General features: G+C 55.0%; 20 protein-coding genes. 10 read left to right on the top strand and 10 right to left on the bottom strand.

The window, feature by feature from the left end:
* Positions 1-2: 2 nt before the first annotated feature.
* The 4 genes from ABWO67_RS02440 to ABWO67_RS02425 all read right to left on the bottom strand — a co-directional run bounded on the left by ABWO67_RS02440 (position 3) and on the right by ABWO67_RS02425 (position 3,926).
* Positions 3-1,070 carry a sulfate/molybdate ABC transporter ATP-binding protein gene (locus ABWO67_RS02440; RefSeq protein ID WP_353146990.1) on the bottom strand — a complete coding sequence of 356 codons (1,068 nt, stop codon included), beginning with the start codon at positions 1,068-1,070 and terminating at the stop codon, positions 3-5.
* A complete protein-coding gene (cysW, locus tag ABWO67_RS02435; RefSeq protein WP_353146988.1) occupies positions 1,067-1,978 on the bottom strand; it encodes a sulfate ABC transporter permease subunit CysW in 912 nt (303 codons plus the stop codon). Before cysW ends, ABWO67_RS02440 begins: the two co-directional genes overlap by 4 nt.
* 1 nt (position 1,979) lies before the next feature.
* Positions 1,980-2,843 carry a sulfate ABC transporter permease subunit CysT gene (cysT, locus tag ABWO67_RS02430; RefSeq protein ID WP_353146985.1) on the bottom strand — a complete coding sequence of 288 codons (864 nt, stop codon included), beginning with the start codon at positions 2,841-2,843 and terminating at the stop codon, positions 1,980-1,982.
* Between the two features lie 72 nt (positions 2,844-2,915).
* Positions 2,916-3,926 carry a sulfate ABC transporter substrate-binding protein gene (locus ABWO67_RS02425; RefSeq protein ID WP_353146982.1) on the bottom strand — a complete coding sequence of 337 codons (1,011 nt, stop codon included), beginning with the start codon at positions 3,924-3,926 and terminating at the stop codon, positions 2,916-2,918.
* A gap of 235 nt (positions 3,927-4,161) precedes the next feature.
* Here ABWO67_RS02425 and ABWO67_RS02420 point away from each other — a divergent pair, with 235 nt between their 5' ends.
* The 4 genes from ABWO67_RS02420 to ABWO67_RS02405 all read left to right on the top strand — a co-directional run bounded on the left by ABWO67_RS02420 (position 4,162) and on the right by ABWO67_RS02405 (position 8,746).
* Complete coding sequence (locus ABWO67_RS02420) at positions 4,162-4,599, top strand: MbcA/ParS/Xre antitoxin family protein (RefSeq protein WP_353146979.1); 438 nt, start codon at positions 4,162-4,164, stop codon at positions 4,597-4,599.
* Entirely contained in the window at positions 4,599-5,303 is a 705-nt protein-coding gene (locus tag ABWO67_RS02415; RefSeq protein ID WP_353146976.1) for an RES family NAD+ phosphorylase, read from the top strand. Before ABWO67_RS02420 ends, ABWO67_RS02415 begins: the two co-directional genes overlap by 1 nt.
* A gap of 21 nt (positions 5,304-5,324) precedes the next feature.
* Positions 5,325-6,674: an NAD(P)H-dependent oxidoreductase gene (locus ABWO67_RS02410; RefSeq protein ID WP_353146974.1), complete on the top strand. Its 1,350-nt coding sequence runs from the start codon at positions 5,325-5,327 to the stop codon at positions 6,672-6,674.
* Between the two features lie 71 nt (positions 6,675-6,745).
* Positions 6,746-8,746 carry a DUF8189 domain-containing protein gene (locus ABWO67_RS02405; RefSeq protein ID WP_353146972.1) on the top strand — a complete coding sequence of 667 codons (2,001 nt, stop codon included), beginning with the start codon at positions 6,746-6,748 and terminating at the stop codon, positions 8,744-8,746.
* Here the strand turns inward: ABWO67_RS02405 and ABWO67_RS02400 are convergent.
* Both ABWO67_RS02400 and ABWO67_RS02395 read right to left on the bottom strand, forming a co-directional pair.
* Positions 8,743-9,522, bottom strand: coding sequence for a PRC-barrel domain-containing protein (locus ABWO67_RS02400; RefSeq protein ID WP_353146970.1), 780 nt, complete (start codon positions 9,520-9,522; stop codon positions 8,743-8,745). The two genes, ABWO67_RS02405 and ABWO67_RS02400, sit on opposite strands and share 4 nt — an antisense overlap.
* Positions 9,523-9,751: 229 nt before the next feature.
* A complete protein-coding gene (locus ABWO67_RS02395; protein ID WP_353146968.1) occupies positions 9,752-9,952 on the bottom strand; it encodes a heavy-metal-associated domain-containing protein in 201 nt (66 codons plus the stop codon).
* A 103-nt stretch (positions 9,953-10,055) separates the two neighbouring features.
* On the opposite strand from ABWO67_RS02395, the gene cueR reads away from it, so the two are divergent.
* Positions 10,056-10,463: a Cu(I)-responsive transcriptional regulator gene (gene cueR / locus ABWO67_RS02390; RefSeq protein WP_353146965.1), complete on the top strand. Its 408-nt coding sequence runs from the start codon at positions 10,056-10,058 to the stop codon at positions 10,461-10,463.
* Between the two features lie 15 nt (positions 10,464-10,478).
* Here cueR and ABWO67_RS02385 read toward each other — a convergent pair whose 3' ends face one another.
* A complete protein-coding gene (locus ABWO67_RS02385; protein ID WP_353146962.1) occupies positions 10,479-10,814 on the bottom strand; it encodes a YnfA family protein in 336 nt (111 codons plus the stop codon).
* Between the two features lie 58 nt (positions 10,815-10,872).
* Complete coding sequence (locus tag ABWO67_RS02380) at positions 10,873-11,796, bottom strand: LysR family transcriptional regulator (RefSeq protein WP_353146960.1); 924 nt, start codon at positions 11,794-11,796, stop codon at positions 10,873-10,875.
* A 155-nt stretch (positions 11,797-11,951) separates the two neighbouring features.
* Between ABWO67_RS02380 and ABWO67_RS02375 the strand changes: the two genes are divergently transcribed.
* From ABWO67_RS02375 to leuD, 3 genes are read left to right on the top strand one after another with little or no spacing between them, the layout of a single operon-like run.
* Positions 11,952-12,923, top strand: a complete 972-nt coding sequence (locus tag ABWO67_RS02375) for a tripartite tricarboxylate transporter substrate binding protein (RefSeq protein WP_502929949.1) — start codon at positions 11,952-11,954, stop codon at positions 12,921-12,923.
* Between the two features lie 6 nt (positions 12,924-12,929).
* Positions 12,930-14,357: a 3-isopropylmalate dehydratase large subunit gene (leuC, locus tag ABWO67_RS02370; protein ID WP_353146957.1), complete on the top strand. Its 1,428-nt coding sequence runs from the start codon at positions 12,930-12,932 to the stop codon at positions 14,355-14,357.
* Positions 14,350-14,997, top strand: coding sequence for a 3-isopropylmalate dehydratase small subunit (gene leuD / locus ABWO67_RS02365; protein WP_353146954.1), 648 nt, complete (start codon positions 14,350-14,352; stop codon positions 14,995-14,997). The genes leuC and leuD overlap by 8 nt, the downstream gene beginning before the upstream one ends.
* 15 nt (positions 14,998-15,012) lie before the next feature.
* Here leuD and ABWO67_RS02360 read toward each other — a convergent pair whose 3' ends face one another.
* The gene (locus tag ABWO67_RS02360) at positions 15,013-15,285 is read right to left on the bottom strand and encodes a hypothetical protein (RefSeq protein WP_353146951.1); all 273 of its coding nucleotides are present in this window, start codon (positions 15,283-15,285) and stop codon (positions 15,013-15,015) included.
* Positions 15,286-15,453: 168 nt separating this feature from the next.
* Here ABWO67_RS02360 and ABWO67_RS02355 point away from each other — a divergent pair, with 168 nt between their 5' ends.
* On the top strand, positions 15,454-16,716 hold the full coding sequence (locus tag ABWO67_RS02355; RefSeq protein ID WP_353146948.1) for a PQQ-dependent sugar dehydrogenase: 1,263 nt from the start codon (positions 15,454-15,456) through the stop codon (positions 16,714-16,716).
* The gene (locus ABWO67_RS02350) at positions 16,703-17,053 is read left to right on the top strand and encodes a c-type cytochrome (RefSeq protein ID WP_353146945.1); all 351 of its coding nucleotides are present in this window, start codon (positions 16,703-16,705) and stop codon (positions 17,051-17,053) included. The genes ABWO67_RS02355 and ABWO67_RS02350 overlap by 14 nt, the downstream gene beginning before the upstream one ends.
* Before the next feature lie 44 nt (positions 17,054-17,097).
* Here the strand turns inward: ABWO67_RS02350 and ABWO67_RS02345 are convergent, their stop codons facing one another.
* Positions 17,098-18,363, bottom strand: coding sequence for an NAD(P)/FAD-dependent oxidoreductase (locus tag ABWO67_RS02345; RefSeq protein ID WP_353146943.1), 1,266 nt, complete (start codon positions 18,361-18,363; stop codon positions 17,098-17,100).
* Between the last annotated feature and the right edge of the window lie 191 nt (positions 18,364-18,554).

Below are 18,554 nucleotides of genomic sequence, written 5' to 3'. Positions count from 1 at the left end.
AGTCAGGCAGCCTGCTCCAGGAAAATGTGAACTTGCCTGGGTCTGACCACCAGCGTCTCGCTCTCTTTCAATTGCAGTTGCAGAAACCGCTCACGCGATATCACCGCCTCGATCGGCTCGTCGGTATCCTGGCGCGTCAACTCCAGCTGGGCCAGCGGACCGATGGCGTGTATACGCTCCAGGCGCACCACCAGCCCTTTGGCCCCGACCGTATAACGCTCGACCTCGATATCGTGCGGACGGACATAAGCGGTACCTTGCGTATCATCCGCAGCATGATGCTCGGGCGCATGGAAGGCGGCGTCGCCGGTTTCCAGGAATCCTTGATGAACTCGGCCATGAAACAAATTCACATTTCCCAGGAAACCGTAGACGAAGGGGCTGGCAGGCTGGTTGTAGACTTGGGCAGGCGCGCCGGTTTGCTCCACCTTGCCATGATTCATCACGACAATTTCATCCGCGACTTCCAGCGCCTCTTCTTGATCATGGGTCACAAAGATGCTGGTGACTTGTAGTTCATCGTGCAAGCGCCGCAGCCAACGCCGCAATTCCTTGCGCACCTGGGCATCCAACGCACCAAAGGGCTCGTCAAGCAACAAGACTCGCGGCTCTACCGCCAAGGCCCGAGCCAATGCGATACGCTGACGTTGTCCGCCTGACAGCGCCGACGGCTTGCGGTCAGCCAGCCAGTCCAGTTGCACAAGCTCTAGCAGCTGGGTAACCTTTTCGCGTATTGCCGTTTCAGAGGGGCGGCTGTGGCGAGGCCTTACGCGCAACCCGAAGGCAATATTCTCGAATACGCTCATATGCTTGAACAACGCATAGTGCTGAAATACGAAACCGACCTGACGTTCCCGCACATGCCGCTCTGTCGCGCTTTCGTTATCCAGCAAAACCTGCCCGGAATCAGGATGCTCAAGTCCTGCGACAATGCGCAGCAAGGTAGTCTTGCCGCAACCCGAAGGGCCTAGCAAGGCGGTCAGTTTTCCATCCGGAAATTTCAAGGACACATCCTGCAGCGCCGTAAAGTTTCCGAACTGCTTGTGTAAATTGCGTACTTCTATGCTCATGTCAGTGCTCCAGTGCGGACGATAAGGGGCTCGGTCTCTTGGATGCGCCATGCAAACCAGGATTTCAGGGCAAGCGTAACCAGGGCCAGCAGCGCCAGCAAAGACGCTACGGCGAACGCCGCGGAAAAGTTGTATTCGTTATAAAGAATCTCGACATGCAGCGGAATCGTATTTGTCATGCCTCTGATGTGACCCGACACAACCGATACGGCGCCGAATTCACCCATGGCCCGGGCGTTGCAAAGAATCACGCCATACAGCAGACCCCATTTGATATTGGGCAAGGTGACGTGCCAGAAGGTTTGCCAGCCCGAGGCGCCCAACACCAGGGCTGCTTCCTCCTCTTCGCTGCCTTGCGCTTGCATCAACGGTATCAATTCACGGGCGATGAAAGGGAAGGTGACGAAAATGGTGGCCAGCACGATGGCGGGCACGGCGAACAGTATCTTGATATCGTGTTCGTAAAGCCATGGGCCTAACCACCCTTGAGCGCCAAAGATCAATACATAGATCAAACCGGAAATAATCGGCGACACGGAAAAGGGCAGATCTATCAGCGTGATCAACAGGTTCTTGCCGCGAAATTCAAATTTGGCGATAGCCCATGCTGCGCTGACGCCAAAGACCAGGTTCAAGGGCACGGCCACCGCGGCCGCCAGCAAGGTCAGCTTAATGGCCGACACCGCGTCGGGCTCGGTAATGGCGGCAATATAGGCGCCCCAGCCTTTACGCAAGGCTTCGGCAAAAACCGCGAATAAGGGAACAAAAAGGAAAAGCGCCAGAAACGCAAAAGCCGTGAAAATCAATGCATAACGCACCCACCGGGGCTCCTGCAGCGCAGACGATGAGCGGGCGGGTTGGCTATATGGAATAAATGTCGCCGGCAAGGCAGTGTCTAGGGAAGCCATATTATTTCCTTGCCGCCTGATTACGCCGGCGCGTCCAGGCTTGCAGTAAATTGATCATCAGTAACAGCAAAAATGAAACTACCAACATGACCACAGCAATGGCCGTGGCCCCTGCGTAGTCGTATTGCTCTAGTTTGGTGACGATTAGCAAAGGCGTGATTTCCGAGATCATGGGCATATTGCCGGCAATGAAAATCACAGAGCCGTATTCGCCAGTAGCACGCGCAAACGCCATGGCAAACCCAGTCATCAGCGCAGGCAAAATCGTCGGCAGCACCACTCTCAAGAATGTCTGCAGGCGGTTTGCCCCCAGGCTGGCTGCCGCTTCTTCCAGTTCGCGTTCGGCATCCTCCAACACTGGCTGCACAGTTCTTACGACAAAGGGAAGGCCGATGAACGTCAGGGCGACAACCACCCCCAGGGGAGTGAAAGCGACCTGAATTCCCAGAGGCTCAAGATGGCGGCCTATCCACCCATTGGGCGCATACAAGGCGGTCAGGGCAATACCCGCAACCGCCGTGGGCAAGGCAAATGGCAAGTCGACCAAGGCATCCACTATCGTTTTCCCCGGAAAGCGATAGCGCACCAGAACCCAGGCCACAACAGTACCGAAAATCACATTGATGACAGCGGCAATCAGCGAGGCGCCAAAACTCAGACGGTACGACGCCATGACACGATCCGATGTGACGACCTCCCAGAATTCGCTCCAACTTAATGTGAACGTCTTCAAAAATACCGCTGACAATGGGATCAATACGATCAGACACAGGTATAGCAAGGTGAACCCCAGAGTGATGTTGAACCCTGGAATAACGCGAAAAGGGGAGGACCCTCGAACAGCCGGAACGGCAATACTGGACATGGTTAAAGGCTTGTTATCGTAAGAGAAATGCGGATCCCGAAGAATCCGCCCTGGACGGAGCCGTCACCCCGCCTATTTTTTGTTTGGCAGATAGATTTGGTCGAATATGCCGCCATCGCCAAAATGACGTTTTTGGGCCGTGGTCCAATCTCCTGCTACGTCGTTGATCGTAAATAGCGTGATCTTTGGATACTGATCAGCAAATTTAGCGGCGATTTTTTCTGTAGTCGGACGGTAGTAGTTTTTCCCGGCAATTTCCTGGCCTTCGTCGCTATAAAGGTATTGCAGATAGGCTTGGGCAACAGTGCGGGTGCCTTTCTTGTCAACGACCTTGTCTACGATTGCCACGGGCGGCTCGGCCAGGATACTGACGGATGGCGCCACGATTTCGACCTTGTCCGGGCCTAATTCTTTAATGGCAAGCAGTGCCTCGTTTTCCCATGCCAGCAACACATCGCCAATACCCCGTTCGACGAAAGTCGTGGTCGAGCCGCGCGCACCTGAATCCAGTACCGGAACTTGCTTGAACAGTTTGCCGACAAAGTCTTGGGCTTTTTCCTCATTTCCGCCCGGTTGCCTCAATGCATAGCCCCACGCAGCGAGATAATTCCAACGCGCACCGCCAGAAGTCTTGGGATTGGGCGTAATAACGGAAACCCCCGGCTTGATCAGATCGTCCCAGTCCTTGATTTGCTTGGGGTTACCTTTGCGCACCAGGAATACGATGGTCGATGTGTAGGGGGAGCTATTGAGGGTAAATTGTTTTTCCCAATCCTGCCTGATGGCGCCGCGCTGCGCGATGGCATCAATATCCGATGCCAGGGCCAGGGTCACGACATCCGCGTCAATGCCATCTATGACAGAGCGAGCCTGCTTGCCGGAGCCGCCGTGCGACTGTTTGATCGTCACCGTGTCTCCAGTACTCGCTTTCCAATGTTTGGAGAATGCCTGGTTGAACTCTTGATACAGCTCGCGTGTCGGATCGTACGACACATTCAAGAGGGAGATATCCGCAGCGTAGCTGGGTGATGCGAAAAACACCCCGGCAACGATGGCAATCTTCAGCGATTTAGGTAACGACATGCATGCATCCTTTAGAAATATTGGCTCGGCAAAAGCTCAAGACTAAAGAGGTATGCATGAAAACAGAACGATTACTTTGATCGTTATTTATAAGCAGAGCGCATTATGCGCGGCGGCTATATAAGAAATGAAGCGCCCCCGAAGACAAATCGCTGCCGCGCTATAGGCGGGTTTATTGCACACAACTTGATAACTCCATAAATGGAGACTAAAATAGCCATAACAGGAGATCATCATGAGCTTGGCCTACGCTTATCCGCTAAGCCGGTTTGAACCGGCCGCCGTCATCGACCTTAACGACAAGGCTGAACGCGAACGCTTGTCCAAATCAGCCTTGCAAGGTTTTTTCAAGCTGGCCCAAGCCTGGAAGCTGCGTGATGAAGACGCCTGCATCTTGCTAGGCGGCGTTTCCAGCAGCGCGTTCTACGAGTGGAAGAAAAAACCCGGCCGCATCCTGGAAGTCGACCGCATTACGCGTATTTCCTACCTGGTGGGTATCTATAAAGCCCTGCATATCCTTTACGGCGACGAACTTGCCGACTTGTGGGTCAGCTTACCTAATCGCAACGTCATTTTTGGCGGCAAGACACCGCTGCGCTATATGCAGGAAGGCGGGCTGCTGGCCATGCAAACTGTGCGTGCTCTGCTCGACGCCCGCCGCGGCGGCATGTAATGCGCGTACCACCGCTGACGCTGGTTCGCCAATTGGATACCTGGCGGCTACTGCCTTCGCGCTTTGCCGACCAAGAGGATTCCGTCCTGGCCCCCTTGTCAAACAATGCCTCCCACTTGAAAGACTTGTTCGACCTGGACAACGCCACCAACCAGCGCCTGAGCGCCGAAAGGGGAGCCATGCCCGGCATAGGCGTTGACGAGCTAGTCTTCGGCGTTCCCAATTTCCGCATCATCAATGCGGCTTACGCTTATCCGCGACCGGAAGGCAGCCGTTTCAATAACGGTGAACGCGGTGCATGGTATTGCGCTTTCGATGAAGCCACGGCACTTGCGGAAATCATATTCCACAAAATCGTGGAATATACCGAAATCGACTACTTCCACGACAAGATCAGCTATCAGGCACTGCTGGCCGACTTCAGCGCAGAATTCCACGATCTTCGCCATGCTGCCGGATTCAAAGCTTGCCTCGACCCCCGCAGCTATGTTGCCTCGCAAACACTCGCACAACAACTGCTGGACTCTGGCTCCATGGGTATTGTGTATCCAAGTGTCAGGCAGCCAGGGGGCACCAATCTGGCCTGTTTCCGTCCTGCACTAGTGGGCAATGTGCGCCGCGGCGCAGCCTATACCCTCAGCTGGACGGGCTCTCAAGAACCAACGGTAAACTACGTTAAATCCGTACCCAAAAAAACCAAATAAAACGACACACATGGAGACCTCATGAGCCTTTACTCACAGCTTGGACAACGCGCGGCAGCCAATAACCCAATACGCATAGGCCTGATCGGCGCGGGCAAGTTCGGCTCCATGTATTTGGCCCAAATCCCGCGCACGCCCGGTGTGCATCTGGTCGGCATCGCCGACCTTTCTCCTGATACAGCGCGCGCTAACTTGGCGCGGGTAGGCTGGCGGGCGGAACAGTCCCAAGCAGTATCGGCACAGGCTGCACTTAGCTCCGGCGCCACCTGGATTACCGACGACTGGAAAGCGTTGGTCAGCCTCCCGGAAATCGATGTCATCGTCGAGTGCACAGGCAATCCAGTGGCTGCCGTCGAGCACTGCCTGGAGGCATTCGCACGTGGCAAGCACGTCGTCAATGTTACTGTCGAAGCCGATGCGTTTTGCGGCCCTTTGCTAGGCCGCAAAGCGGCTCAGGCGGGCGTGGTCTATTCCATGGCTTTCGGGGATCAGCCTGCACTTATTTGCGACTTGGTCGATTGGGCGCGTACCTGCGGCTTCCCCGTCGTTGCGGCCGGACGCGGCCATAAATGGCTGCCCCATTTTTCTGAATCTACGCCGCTGACCGTGTGGGGCAACTATGGTTTGACACCTGAACAAGCCGAACGCGGTGGCCTGAACCCAAAAATGTTCAATAGCTTTCTGGACGGCTCCAAGCCGTCGATAGAAAGCTGCGCAGTCGCCAATGCCACAGGCCTGGGCGTGCCTTCCAATGGCTTGCTATATCCACCGGCCAGTATCGAAGACATCCCATACGTGACTCGCCCCATTAGCGAGGGCGGCGTACTGGAACGCAAAGGCATGGTAGAGGTCGTCTCGTCGCTGGAAGCCGATGGCCGCCGTATTCCTTACGACATCCGTATGGGTGTGTGGGTAACGATAGAAGCCGAAACCGACTACATCAAAAACTGCTTCGAAGAATACAACGCTCATACCGATCCCAGCGGACGCTACTTCACCTTATACAAACGCTGGCATCTTATCGGACTGGAAGTCGGCATGTCGGTAGCATCCGTTGCCTTGCGCGGCGAAGCCACCGGTGTTGCCACGGATTGGGTCGCCGACGTTGTAGCCACGGCGAAGCGCGACTTGCAAGCCGGCGAAATGCTCGACGGGGAGGGCGGCTACACCGTCTGGGGGAAATTGCAACCTGCCGGAAAATCCAAGCAACTTGGGGGCTTGCCTTTGGGCCTTGCCCATAATGTGAAGCTGCTGCGCCCGGTTAAAAAAGGGCAATGTGTCGTATGGGACGATGTCGCTATCGATACCAATACGCCCGCCTACAAGGTGCGCCGCGAGATGGAATCGTTGTTCCAGAAACACACTATATAAAGCATTAAAAATACTCTCCCGACCGGATAAAAAAAGAATAGAATCGCTGTACCTCATCACACAGCAAAATCTTGAAAATCATCCGGTCCTTGTCAGCATGGTGCTGCGCGCTTGTTGTTATAGCAGGCGGCATCAGCACAAGCTGGGCCGGCCCATCGTTGGTTCAATGCAACGGCATCAAAGATCTGGTCTTTGTCCCTCACCAGGACGACGATCTGCTCTTTATGAATCCCGATATTGAATCCACCATCGAAGCGGGCGGTTGTGTAGAAATCGTTTACCTGACTGCCAGCGAAAGGGGCGAGGGAGAGCACTATATGCTAGGCCGCGAGCGAGGGGTGCGCGCGGCCTACGCTTATATGGCCCAGGAACCTAACATCTGGGTCGAAGACTTCGCCGCATTCGGCTCGCGACGCCTTGCTCGGTTCACGCTCAATGGCAATAAGCGCGTGCGCTTGTTGCATATGCGATTGACAGACCCATGGCTAGGAAAAGGGTGGGGCAGCCTGACTCCATTAAGTCAAACCGAATCAGTACCGGGGCACAGCGTGGACTCCCTGGGTCCAGCCGTCGAACACTATTCGCGTCAGGATCTCGTTACGGTAATCAAGCAAATCATCCAGGAGTACCAACCGTCCACGGTACGCCACCTTGACGACAGCATTACGATTCCATATACCGAGCTGTGCTGGCGCTGCATAGGACATGACCATCCTGATCATATCGCCAGCGCAAAACTGGTCCACGAGGCCATTGCCCAAGAACCCGGCAATTATGCGGAAGTCGCCTACGTAGACTACCCCAGCCAGGAACGCGACGCCAATTTGTCGGCCATGGAAACCAGTGAAAAGACGGAAACATTCCGGCGCTATGCCTGGAATGACTATCGATACTGCACTGAAGGCAAACTTTGCCAGGAACCGGCCGGTCCCGCTGCCGCATGGGTGGGACGTAGCTACTATGTATCTCGCCGCAATGCGCCGCCCATTTTATTACCAGGCCCTGGTCTCGGCTTTTCCCTGTTTACCGTAGGCGAAGCCAATCGGGCTGCCAATGTGTGGCAAAGCGCCAGCAGCCATTGGGCCAGCCTTGGCGGTCGCACTTCCGATTCCATCATGGCATTTGATTACCAGGATGGGCTAGCAGGTGTTTTTGCACGTGACGCAAACGGCCTGATGTGGGCCAATACCCAGCAAGCCGCAGGCAACTGGCAGGGCTGGGAAATGATACAAGGCTCCCGTCTGATCGCCTTGCCGACGGTTTCTACCCAAGGTCCGCCAATGGCGATTGCCATGGGCAATGATGGCTTTTTCCACTCAACCACACCGATGCTAACCGGAGCCGGCTGGGCCGCATGGCGTACGCTGCCGCCTTTGCCTGGCGCACTGCCCGGTATCTCTATAGCCGCCGATGGCAATGGCGAGCTTGCGCTTTTTGCGGCAGACACCAGCGGAGGCATATGGGTCAGCCTGCATCCCCCGGCGAAAGAAGTGTGGTCGCCATGGTGGAAACTGCCGTTGCCGGAAAGCAGCGGGGGGCTGGCCGCTTTGCGCAACATCGACGGCCTGATAGAACTGTATTTTCGCGATAAAGTCAGTGGCCATATGTTGCGTGTACTCCAGAAACAAGCAGGTAGCGCCCACAGCGCGTGGTCCAAGCCTGCGGACCTGGGCGTGGCCTATATCGGAAGTCCTGCAGTCAGCCTCAATGAAAAAGGCGCGGTTGCAGTAGCAGCCATAGAAAATAGCGGCGGCGCTTTGTGGCTGATGGAAGCGGGGCAGGCCAGCAAACTTGCGGAACATGTCGCGTCACTGCCCGCCCTGGGTACGATAAACGGCGCGCTCTATGTCGCGGCACGCAGTGCGGACGTCCCTCAAACCTATTGGGTCAGGGCCAGGCGCCAGGGTGTCTGGGCCGACCCAGTGCAAACAAGCGCGCCGCCGAGCAACGGTGGCGGCGCTTTCGGTCAAGTACAACAACACGCTTCCACGTATATCGAGCCGCTTGCAGTCGCCCGACTCCTGGAACCCCGCGCGTCTAAAGTGCTCGCAGCGAACACAACCCAGCCTTAATCCCAATAACCCGATTTCCCATAAAATTCGTGCAGCCGGGTTTCATAATCCCGATCCAACGGCATGTCTTCATCATATTCGGGGCTATTCTTGATTTGATCACGTGTAAGGCTGGACTGCACTGTTGAATCGGTCCAGTCGATACGCGTAATCCATTGCGTTCCCAACAACACCTTTTTCCCGCCTGGCCACCAATTTCTGGTATCAACCAGCAAGTACCGGATGGCCCAATCGGCGTCATCGAAGATAAAATCCTTTACGTGCCCGATTTCATCATCGGTGCCAAGAATATGGTAGCCACTGACTTTCTCGCTGCTACGCAAATGGGTGTCTTGTGGCTGGTCTGAGGCGCGGTCCATCAGATCTTCGGGGCGCTCTGTGGCGCGCGGGACGCTACCTGCATCAGGCATGGGATATTCCGGCAGCCCGCCCACACCCCACAAGTAAGGCCCTGTCCAGTAATTGCCATAACCATAGTATTGAGAATAAGCGCCTTCAAGCTGCCGGGATATGGGTTGGTGCGTATCAATATCTGGGCTGTTCTTTACCTGCTCTCGGGTCAGCGACACGGATATGCTTTCAACAGTGGTGTCGATGCCTGTTACGGAATAGGGCGAGATCAGCACCCGCCGGCTGGATAGCCATGATCCGGTTTCCACCACTAGATAACGGACTCCCCAGCGCTCGTCATCAAAGAACACCTCTTTAACGCTACCTAGATCCCCGTCGGTTGCCTGGATTGTGTATCCTTCGATACTATCTACAGTACGTAACATGCGTATTCTCCTCATTGATCGCGATAACACACCGCCTCGCCACTACGCAAGCAAGCGGTGTGCCCACGCGCAGACAGATCAGCCTGCGCCACCTGTCTTAAGAAGATATTCAATTATTTTCCGCGGTACTTGACCTTGACATGATGGCAAGCCTCATCTTTAGTACGCAGGAAGTTTCCATATGCGCATGTCTTTAAGAAAATCAAAATGAATTCCGCAGTTTCGCTGCTTAGTTTTTCTTGACCGGCGAATAACCCGCATCGCGAATGACGTTTTCAACAGCCTGGGCGTCGACACTGCCGCTTACCCGAACACGGTGAGCGGGCAAGTCGATTTCGACGGTAGCGCCGGGCACTGCCTGGTCAAGGGCTTTGGTGATCACGCCCACGCAATGGCCGCAAGTCATATCATTTACTTCAAATTCAAACATTACCTTCTCCGAGATGAGTTATAACGGGTATAGCGTAAACCTTGCCACGATGGCAGTGTCAAGCGCTTACGACGACGAGATTGATTTTCTTAAAGGTGCGAGCATGAACATTGGTCAGGCGGCGGCAGGTTCCGGGGTTACCGCGAAAATGATCCGGTACTATGAAAGTATAGGCCTGATAAACCAGATTTCGCGATCCGAATCCGGCTACCGCCAGTATTCGGAGCAAGAAGTACAGGTTCTGCGTTTTATAAAACGTTCCCGAGATTTGGGTTTTTCATTGGAACGTATCAAAACATTGGTAGGACTATGGCAGGATAAGGACCGTAAAAGTGCCGACGTCAAACAGCTTGCCCGGCAGTACATTGCGGAACTTGATGAAGATATTGCCAAGCTGCAATCGATCAGAGACGAGTTGACGCATTTGGCGAATTGCTGCCATGGGGATAATCGGCCGGACTGTCCGATTCTTGCGGATTTGGCGAAGGCAGCCTCAACCGCCCAACCGTAACATGAGAAAAACTGCTCAGGCCTGGCTGTGCCAGCCAGACGCGATGATCACCATCCCGAGCACGGTGATGCCGGCGCCTATCCAGTCCAGGGTGCTGAGCTTTATGCCGTCAACCACCCTTAGCCATATCAACGCGCTCGCAACATATACACCGCCGTACGCAGCATAGACCCGGCCGCTTGCCGCAGGGTGCAAGGTAAGCAGCCACACAAACAGCACCAGACTGGCGGCGGCCGGAATCAGCAGCCAGACAGGTCCGCCTTTACGCAGCCATACATACGGCAAGTAACAGCCGATAATTTCGGCCAATGCCGTGGCGGTAAACAGCGCCAGGGTTTTCAAGATCAGCATCAAGCCATCCTTTCGCCATGAACAGGCCTAGGATAATACAAGCAATTTCCGCCGCAGCTTACCACCGGGCATCCGGCGTGTCGTCGGGTCGGCGCTGTGCGACAAACCAATCCACCAAGCCGTCAACGAACGCACGAGTCTTGGCTGAAAGATTGTGCCGAGTCGGATATACGGCAAAAATATTGGCTGAAGGCAAGGTCCAGTCTGGCAGCACTTGGCGAAGCCGGCCTGATCGTAGATAAGGGGCGGCATCCCACTCCGAGCGCATTAAAATGCCATGGCCGTCCAGTGCCCATGCCAAAGCGGATTCCCCGTCATTGGCGCTGACCCGTCCGCGCACTTTGATGGTTTCGCTGCGTGCGCCGCTGGAAAGATGCCAGGTACCGTAGGTTTCGTCGCTTTCCCGGATAATGATGCAATTGTGCGACGGCAGCTCGGCAGGGCGTGCGGGCTCGCCGGCCTCAAGAAGATACTGCGGAGACGCGCATAGCAAACGCCGGTTGAACGCGATGGTGCGCGCCGTTAGCCGGGAGTCCGGAATATCGCCAAATCGAATGGCGATGTCGAAACCTTGTTCGACCAAATTCACCGGCCGATCGGACAAATGCAATTGAACCTCGACCTCGGGATGAGCTCGTATAAACCGGGATATCGCCGGAACGATATGGCGTCGGCCAAAACCCAGCGTCGCATGGACTCTTAACAACCCACGCGGAACCGCCCGGCCTCCGGCCACAGTCTGTTCCAGGATATTCAGTTCGTTCAGCAGCCGGGAACCCTCTGCCAAATAAGCTTCGCCTTCTGCCGTAAGGCTGATTCGGCGTGTCGTGCGATTCATCAACCGTACGCCCAGGCGCTGCTCCACCGCGGCCAGACGTTTGCTGACGGTAGGAGGCGTGATGCCCAATTCCTGAGCCGCGCGCGCAAGCGTTGCACACTTGGCAAGCAAGACAAAGAAACCCAGATCGGAAATCGCATCCATATAAGCACTCGAGTCGAAAGGGGAGCATCAGACGATTAAGTCGCACAAGGAACTAATGAAGTGTTATTTTCGACATTATTTACTTCATTCATTATATTAACATTCACCATATCGCCATTTCCTTAGCGATATAGAAAAAAACCGGAGACAACACAATGACCCGTTTCACTCATGTCCGACGTGCCCTTTGTGGCGCTTTCCTTATGTTGCCCTTGGTCTGTACCGCGCAAGCCTACCCAGACCATCCCATCAAGCTGGTTGTTCCCTATGCTCCGGGCGGAAGCGCCGACATCGCTGCCCGCCTTATTTCAGACGAATGGGCAAAGCTGCTGGGGCAGCCACTGATTATTGAGAATCGCTCCGGCGCGGGCGGCAATATTGGCGTGGATGTCGTGGCCAAGTCCAAGGCAGACGGCTACACCATAGGCGTACAAACGGTATCGCTGGCCATCAACCCGGCCCTATATGCCAAGATGCCTTACGACACATTGAAAGACCTTACTGCGGTGGGCACTGTTGCCACCTCACAGCATGCCTTGGTTGTTAATAACGATTTGCCGGCCAAGTCGGTGCCTGAAGTGATTAGTGCGGCCAAGGCCAACCCCGGCGGACTCATTTATGGTTCGGCGGGTAGCGGGAGCACCTTTCATATGGCCGCCGAATTGTTTAAAGCCGTATCGAAAACCGATATTACACACATCCCTTACCGGGGCGGCGGTCCGGCCATGCTGGACACGATAGGAGGCCACGTCAACATGAGCTTCCCAGTGCTGTCGGCCGCATTGCCGCAGGTTCAAGGCGGAAAGCTGCGCATTCTTGGTGTCACGGGCCCAAAGCGTTCGCCACTGATGCCAGATGTTCCGACGATTGCTGAAGCCGGGCTTCCTGGCTACAGCTTTGAAACCTGGTTTATGGTGATCGCCCCTGCAGGTACCCCCAAACCCATGATAGACAAACTTAATGCCACCCTGAACCAGGCGTTGAACCTGCCGGCGCTGAAAGAACGCATGGTCAAGGAAGCCTATGATCCAGCCCCATCGTCGCCTGCACAAGCGCAATCATTGCTGGTCAACGACATGGCCAAATGGAGCAAACTGATTGCCGCCAGCGGCATCAAGGTCGATTAACCCATCATGATCGCGCGTACGTTATATAGAAAACTTGTGGACTCCCATAAAGTGCTGGAGCTGGACAGCCAAAATGTCCTGCTCTATGCAGACCTGCACTTGATGAATGAATACACGAGTCCGCAGGCTTTCACAGGGTTGCACGAGCAAGAGAGAACCGTGCTCATGCCTGCACAGAACGTGGCCGTTGTCAGCCACATTATCCCGACCCATGCCGTCCGGCATCGCATTATTGCCGACCCGGCTTCGGCCTTGCAGGCCAGCAACCTGAAAAGCAACTGCGAACGGCATGGCATTCCGCTGTTCGACACCAATGACGCCTTGCAAGGTATCGAGCATGTGGTTGCGCCCGAACATGGCTTGATCCGTCCCGGCATGGTGGTCATTTGCGGCGACAGCCATACCACCACTTACGGCGCCCTGGGTGCTCTGGGTTTCGGCATCGGGACTTCCGAAGTCGAGCATGTACTGGCAACCCAGACTCTGGTGTATCGGTTAGCGCAAGATATGCGAATTCGCGTCGATGGCAGCTTGCCACTGGGCACTACGGCCAAGGACTTGATCCTGATGATCATCAGCCGCATCGGCGCCCAAGGCGCCCGAGGATTTGTGGTGGAGTTTTGCGGATCCGCCATCGACGCCTTATCCATCGAAGCCCGGTTTACCTTGTGCAATATGGCGGTAGAGGCGGGCGCCAGAGGAGCCCTGATTGCGCCGGATGCCAAGGCTATCGATTATGTGCTGAAACGCGCCTCCGATATCCAGGGCGCTATCGCCGACCAGGCACAGACGCACTGGGCTACGCTAAAAAGCGATGAGTCCGCCCGATTCGATTGCGAACATCAGTTCGACGCGACTGATGTCGCACCCTACGTTACCTGGGGCACGAGTCCGGATCAGGCCATCCCTATTGACGGTGTCGTACCCTTTCCAGCAGTGCTGGCAGACGGCAGCCCCGATACGTCCACCGCTCACGCCTTGCGTTACACCGGATTATCCAGCGGCGCTTCTTTGCAAGGCGTACCGGTACAGCACGTATTTATTGGCTCGTGCACCAACGCCCGCATCGAAGACTTGCGTTCAGTGGCGGAAATCGTCAAAGACAAACATGTCGCCGCCGGGGTGAGGGCAATGGTAGTGCCGGGTTCGGGCGCCGTACGCAACCAGGCCGAAGCCGAAGGCATTGCCGCCGTGCTGATTGACGCTGGCTTTGAATGGCGTCAGCCGGGGTGCTCAATGTGCCTTGCCATGAACGATGATGTCTTGTCTCCCGGCCAGCGCTGCGCTTCGACCACGAATCGCAATTTCGAGGGAAGACAAGGGCGAGGAGCCATCACTCACTTAATGAGTCCGGCCATGGCGGCAGCCGCAGCCCTTACCGGCGTTATCACCGACATTCGATACCTAAACCAAAAAAGAGGTGCTCATGAATAACAATGGCCATATAGAAGGGATTGCAGCGCCGTTGCCTTTAGCCAACCTCGACACCGATCAAATCATGCCTAAGCAGTTTTTACGCGGTATTGATAAAAGCGGTTTGGACAAAGGCGTGCTATACGATATGCGCTTTGATGGCGCAGGTGCGATACGCGAGGATTTCGTGCTGAACCAGCCTGAATATGCGCAGGCCAGGGTGCTTATTGCCGGTCCTAACTTCGGTTGCGGATCAAGCCGGGAGCACGCGGTCTGGGGACTTCAGCAATACGGAATCCAAGCCGTGATTGCGCCCAGTTTCGGCGAGATATTCTATTCGAATGCCATGAATAACCGATTGCTATTGATCGGATTGACCGAACAGCAAGTGCAGCGCGTGATGGCTGATGCTGCCGACCCGGCTACGTCGATGATCAGTATTGACGTGCATACCATGACTGTGCGTAGTCACAGTTGCAGCGCGACGTTTACATTATTGGACAGACACCGCCACATGTTTATTGAAGGCCTTGACATGATTGGGGCGTCTCTGGTGCATAAAGATGCAATCCTGGCCTTTGCCAGCCGGCACTGGGCTCAGCAACCCTGGCTCAAAGATGTCGCCGGCCGCAGTTGCGAGCGGCTATTTGCGGGCGCCTGACCCGGCAACCAACACTTAAGCCTTCAATGCTTTTTCCAGCAACGCACCCACAACTTCATTGATGCTGAGGTTCTGGGCTGTGGCCTGGGCACGGATTTCATCGACCTGTGTTTGCTTGATTTTCACTGGAAATGAGACCAGGCCTTGGGCCTGATCCAGCTTGCGCTGTTCACGGCGGTCGACCACGCTGGTGGCAGAGTCGGTAGAAAAACGATTGGGGGTACCGCTTTTTTTCATTTTCTCCACTATTTTTAGTGCTTTATTCTTTTCCAGATCGGTTTTCTTCATGGTATTCCATCGCTAGGGTTCTATGGCGGGTAAATCTCGCCAGGGCGTTGATTATACGGTGCTCAGCTAAAAAGCCTAGTGCGAGAAAGGGGAATAGGTGTAGTATCGATAAGCTTGCGGGGAGTGGTGCAGGCATACAAGATACTTCTAAAAAAATGGAGACAACAAATGAACGTTTCAATGCGTGTATCAGCTGTTGTAGTAAGTCTTGCGTTCAGCACCCTGGCCGGCGGCGCGTCGGCTCAGGATAATGTTCAGAAGTTGATGAACATGAATACTACCGGCGCATCGCTTGATGTCCCGACCATACAGCAAACGGGCCCGGCAGCGGATGCCATCAAGCACAACCTGGAAAACATCAAACTTCCGCCCGGCTTTGAAATAGCGCTCTACGCCATTGTTCCGGATGCCCGCCATATGGCCGTGGGGCCTTCGACGGGTGTGGTCTTTGTCGGCACCCGGAAAACCAAGATCTGGTCAGTTACCGACCGGACCAAGCGCCGCGTGGCTGACGACGTAAAACAGTTTTCTCCATCCGTTGCCATGAAAGTGCCCAACGGGGTATGTTTTTCGCGCGATGGCATGCTGTATAGCGTTGAGCACAACCGTGTCATGGTATATCCGGCTGCCGAGTTCTTTTACGAGGGCCCCGATGTCGCTGCGGGCATCGTCGTTCCGCAAGGGGAACTCATTCCGGTCAAAGAAGAAAGCTTCAATCACGGCGCACGAACTTGCCGCGTGGGGCCGGATAACAAGCTTTACATTACCTTGGGCAATCCCTTTAACGTTCCCCCAAAAGACAAGCTCGATCTGTACGCTAAGACAGGCATGATGGGCATTATCCGCATGGATGTCGACGGCAAGAACCGCGAGGTTTACGCAGAAGGCGTACGCAACTCGGTTGGGATGGATTTCAATCCAAAAGATAAATCCCTCTGGTTTACCGACAATCAAGTCGACGGCATGGGGGACGATATCCCTCCCGGCGAATTGAATCGTGCGACGGAAATGGGGCAATACTTTGGCTTTCCCTACTACGGCGGTGGAAAGATCAGGACGGCCGAATACAAGAACGATGAAGCGCCCGCCAATGCCGTCTTCCCTCAGGTCGACATGGACGCCCATGCCGCCGACCTGGGCATGACGTTCTACAGCGGAAAGATGTTTCCGGACAAATACCAAGGCGGCATCTTTTCCGCCCAACATGGTTCCTGGAACCGCACCACGCCAATCGGCGCCAGGGTGATGTTCACCAGCCTGAAAGAAGATGGCACCGCTGATAAAACCGAAGTCTTCGCGGAAGGATGGTTAACGCCGAATAACGAATACCTCGGTCGTCCCGTTGATGTCGCTGTGCTGCCCGATGGTTCATTGCTGGTGTCAGACGATTATGTCGGCGCGATCTACAGGATCTCTTATGCGGGGAAGTAGGGCGTCCGGAAAACCGGCAGGCAGGGGGCTGGCGGCGGTAGCGCTTTGCTTCCTGTTGCCGACGGCCTCAGTACAGGCCGCCGATGTGGCGGCCGGTCGCGCTAAGGCTGTGCAATGCGCGACCTGTCACGGTGCAAACGGAATAGCGACGCTGCCCGATGCGCCAAATCTGGCAGGCCAAAATGAAATCTACCTGGTCAAGGCGTTGAAAGACTTCAAATCCGGAGAGCGGAAAAACGAGATGATGTCGTTGATGGTGGCGAATCTGTCCGATACAGACATCGAAAATCTTGCCGCGTTCTATCAAAGCATCGAGATTACAGTAAAAGGGCCGTAGTTCAGAATTGAACTGCGGCCATCCGAGCCGGGGGCATGCCCCCCTTACGCTCGTATCTCCGGCAACTGCTCGGGGAAGTCCCGTTTTTTATGAAGACTTGCCCAGTTTCTGCCCCTGATCAAAATATGCCAATAAAATGCAGGAAAGAAGCTTTTCTTCAGCCACCAGTAAAAACGCCGGGGGACCCTGGGATCCAGTCCTAGCGTCGGCGAGACTGTCCCGCCGTAGCAGAATTCGGCCAACAGCACTTTACCCGCGGAAGTCGTCAGTGGGCATGCCGCGTAGCCGTCATAATGGGCCGCCGCCTCACGTCCCTTCAAGGCCAGTAACAGGTTGCCCGCTACCACCGGCGCCTGGCTTTTGATTGCCGCGGCTGTTTTGCTATTAGGCGTCGAAGTGCAATCGCCGATTCCAAAAATATTGGTATAGCGCACGTGCTGCAATGTGAGCTTATCGACATCCAGCCAGCCCGTAGCGTCAGCCAAAGAGCTGTTCTGGATAAAATCAGGCGCACTTTGTGGCGGCACAACATGCAGGAAGTCAAAACTCACTGTTTCACGCACTTTGCTTCCGTTCACAACCGACTCAAAAACCGCTGTTTTAGCCGGCCCGTCAACAGAGACCAAATTGCTGCCAAGGTTGGCCTGTGCACCATACAAAGCGATGACTTTGTCCAATGCCTGTGAATAGAATGGAACGCCAAACAAGGCGGGCGCCGCGGTATGAAACCGCAGATCCACCTTGACCTTACGTTTCTTCAAGGCATCAGCGGCAAGATAGAGCGCTTTCTGCGGGGCGCCAGCACATTTTATGGCCCCGGCCGGCTGCGTAAAAATCGCCACGCCCCCCTGCATTCCCTGAACGCACTCCCACGTGTAGGGTGCTAGATCATAACGGTAATTACTGCTTACGCCATTTTTCCCCAAGGTCTCAGGCAAACCTTCGATAGCCTTCCAATTCAGCTGTATTCCCGCGGCCACGACCAGAAAGTCGTAATTCAATTGCTCGCCACTACCAAGGAGGACGGCATTCGTTTCTGGCAAGAAGGCCGTTACGCTATCTTCCAGATAAGCAACGCCGGCGGGTACTACCTGACTAGTCGCACGGCGGGTACGCCCAATGGCGTACTGGCCACCTCCTACCAATGTCCAGGCCGGCTGGTAATAATGAAAAGGCGAGGGGTCAACAATAGCGATATCGAGATCCGGCCTTGCACGGGCTAAACGCGCGGCAACAGCAGCGCCTCCGGTACCTGCACCAATGACGATGACATCGTGTTTCTTATTGGGTGCTACGTGTAATGTGCTCATTTTTGTCTGGCGTCGTGAGGGTTGGACATCGATTATTAATAAATGCTATCGCAATGATTTGTTTTAGCTATTGTAAAGATCTGCCTGAATAGGCCGAAAGACTAAATAGATATTTCGTTATTCCATCCTAACGTCAATGTTCAGCTTGCTGTTGGCTTGATGATTCTATTATCTATCCATATAAGAATTAT

It is taken from the genome of Pollutimonas bauzanensis (assembly GCF_040393045.1).
GTDB lineage: Bacteria > Pseudomonadota > Gammaproteobacteria > Burkholderiales > Burkholderiaceae_B > Pollutimonas > Pollutimonas bauzanensis_A.
This window is presented reverse-complemented; position numbering and strand designations above follow the sequence as displayed.

What these genes read in the sequence shown, in the direction of transcription:
- ABWO67_RS02360 (WP_353146951.1), bottom strand. Translation starts at nt 15,285, where the DNA reads ATGAAGAAAACCGATCTGGAAAAGAATAAAGCACTAAAAATAGTGGAG.
- ABWO67_RS02355 (WP_353146948.1), top strand. Translation starts at nt 15,454, where the DNA reads ATGAACGTTTCAATGCGTGTATCAGCTGTTGTAGTAAGTCTTGCGTTC.
- ABWO67_RS02420 (WP_353146979.1), top strand. Translation starts at nt 4,162, where the DNA reads ATGAGCTTGGCCTACGCTTATCCGCTAAGCCGGTTTGAACCGGCCGCC.
- cueR (WP_353146965.1), top strand. Translation starts at nt 10,056, where the DNA reads ATGAACATTGGTCAGGCGGCGGCAGGTTCCGGGGTTACCGCGAAAATG.
- ABWO67_RS02440 (WP_353146990.1), bottom strand. Translation starts at nt 1,070, where the DNA reads ATGAGCATAGAAGTACGCAATTTACACAAGCAGTTCGGAAACTTTACG.
- ABWO67_RS02380 (WP_353146960.1), bottom strand. Translation starts at nt 11,796, where the DNA reads ATGGATGCGATTTCCGATCTGGGTTTCTTTGTCTTGCTTGCCAAGTGT.
- ABWO67_RS02425 (WP_353146982.1), bottom strand. Translation starts at nt 3,926, where the DNA reads ATGTCGTTACCTAAATCGCTGAAGATTGCCATCGTTGCCGGGGTGTTT.
- ABWO67_RS02400 (WP_353146970.1), bottom strand. Translation starts at nt 9,522, where the DNA reads ATGTTACGTACTGTAGATAGTATCGAAGGATACACAATCCAGGCAACC.
- ABWO67_RS02375 (WP_502929949.1), top strand. Translation starts at nt 11,952, where the DNA reads ATGACCCGTTTCACTCATGTCCGACGTGCCCTTTGTGGCGCTTTCCTT.
- ABWO67_RS02410 (WP_353146974.1), top strand. Translation starts at nt 5,325, where the DNA reads ATGAGCCTTTACTCACAGCTTGGACAACGCGCGGCAGCCAATAACCCA.
- ABWO67_RS02415 (WP_353146976.1), top strand. Translation starts at nt 4,599, where the DNA reads ATGCGCGTACCACCGCTGACGCTGGTTCGCCAATTGGATACCTGGCGG.
- leuC (WP_353146957.1), top strand. Translation starts at nt 12,930, where the DNA reads ATGATCGCGCGTACGTTATATAGAAAACTTGTGGACTCCCATAAAGTG.
- ABWO67_RS02395 (WP_353146968.1), bottom strand. Translation starts at nt 9,952, where the DNA reads ATGTTTGAATTTGAAGTAAATGATATGACTTGCGGCCATTGCGTGGGC.
- ABWO67_RS02385 (WP_353146962.1), bottom strand. Translation starts at nt 10,814, where the DNA reads ATGCTGATCTTGAAAACCCTGGCGCTGTTTACCGCCACGGCATTGGCC.
- cysT (WP_353146985.1), bottom strand. Translation starts at nt 2,843, where the DNA reads ATGTCCAGTATTGCCGTTCCGGCTGTTCGAGGGTCCTCCCCTTTTCGC.
- cysW (WP_353146988.1), bottom strand. Translation starts at nt 1,978, where the DNA reads ATGGCTTCCCTAGACACTGCCTTGCCGGCGACATTTATTCCATATAGC.
- ABWO67_RS02345 (WP_353146943.1), bottom strand. Translation starts at nt 18,363, where the DNA reads ATGAGCACATTACACGTAGCACCCAATAAGAAACACGATGTCATCGTC.
- leuD (WP_353146954.1), top strand. Translation starts at nt 14,350, where the DNA reads ATGAATAACAATGGCCATATAGAAGGGATTGCAGCGCCGTTGCCTTTA.
- ABWO67_RS02350 (WP_353146945.1), top strand. Translation starts at nt 16,703, where the DNA reads ATGCGGGGAAGTAGGGCGTCCGGAAAACCGGCAGGCAGGGGGCTGGCG.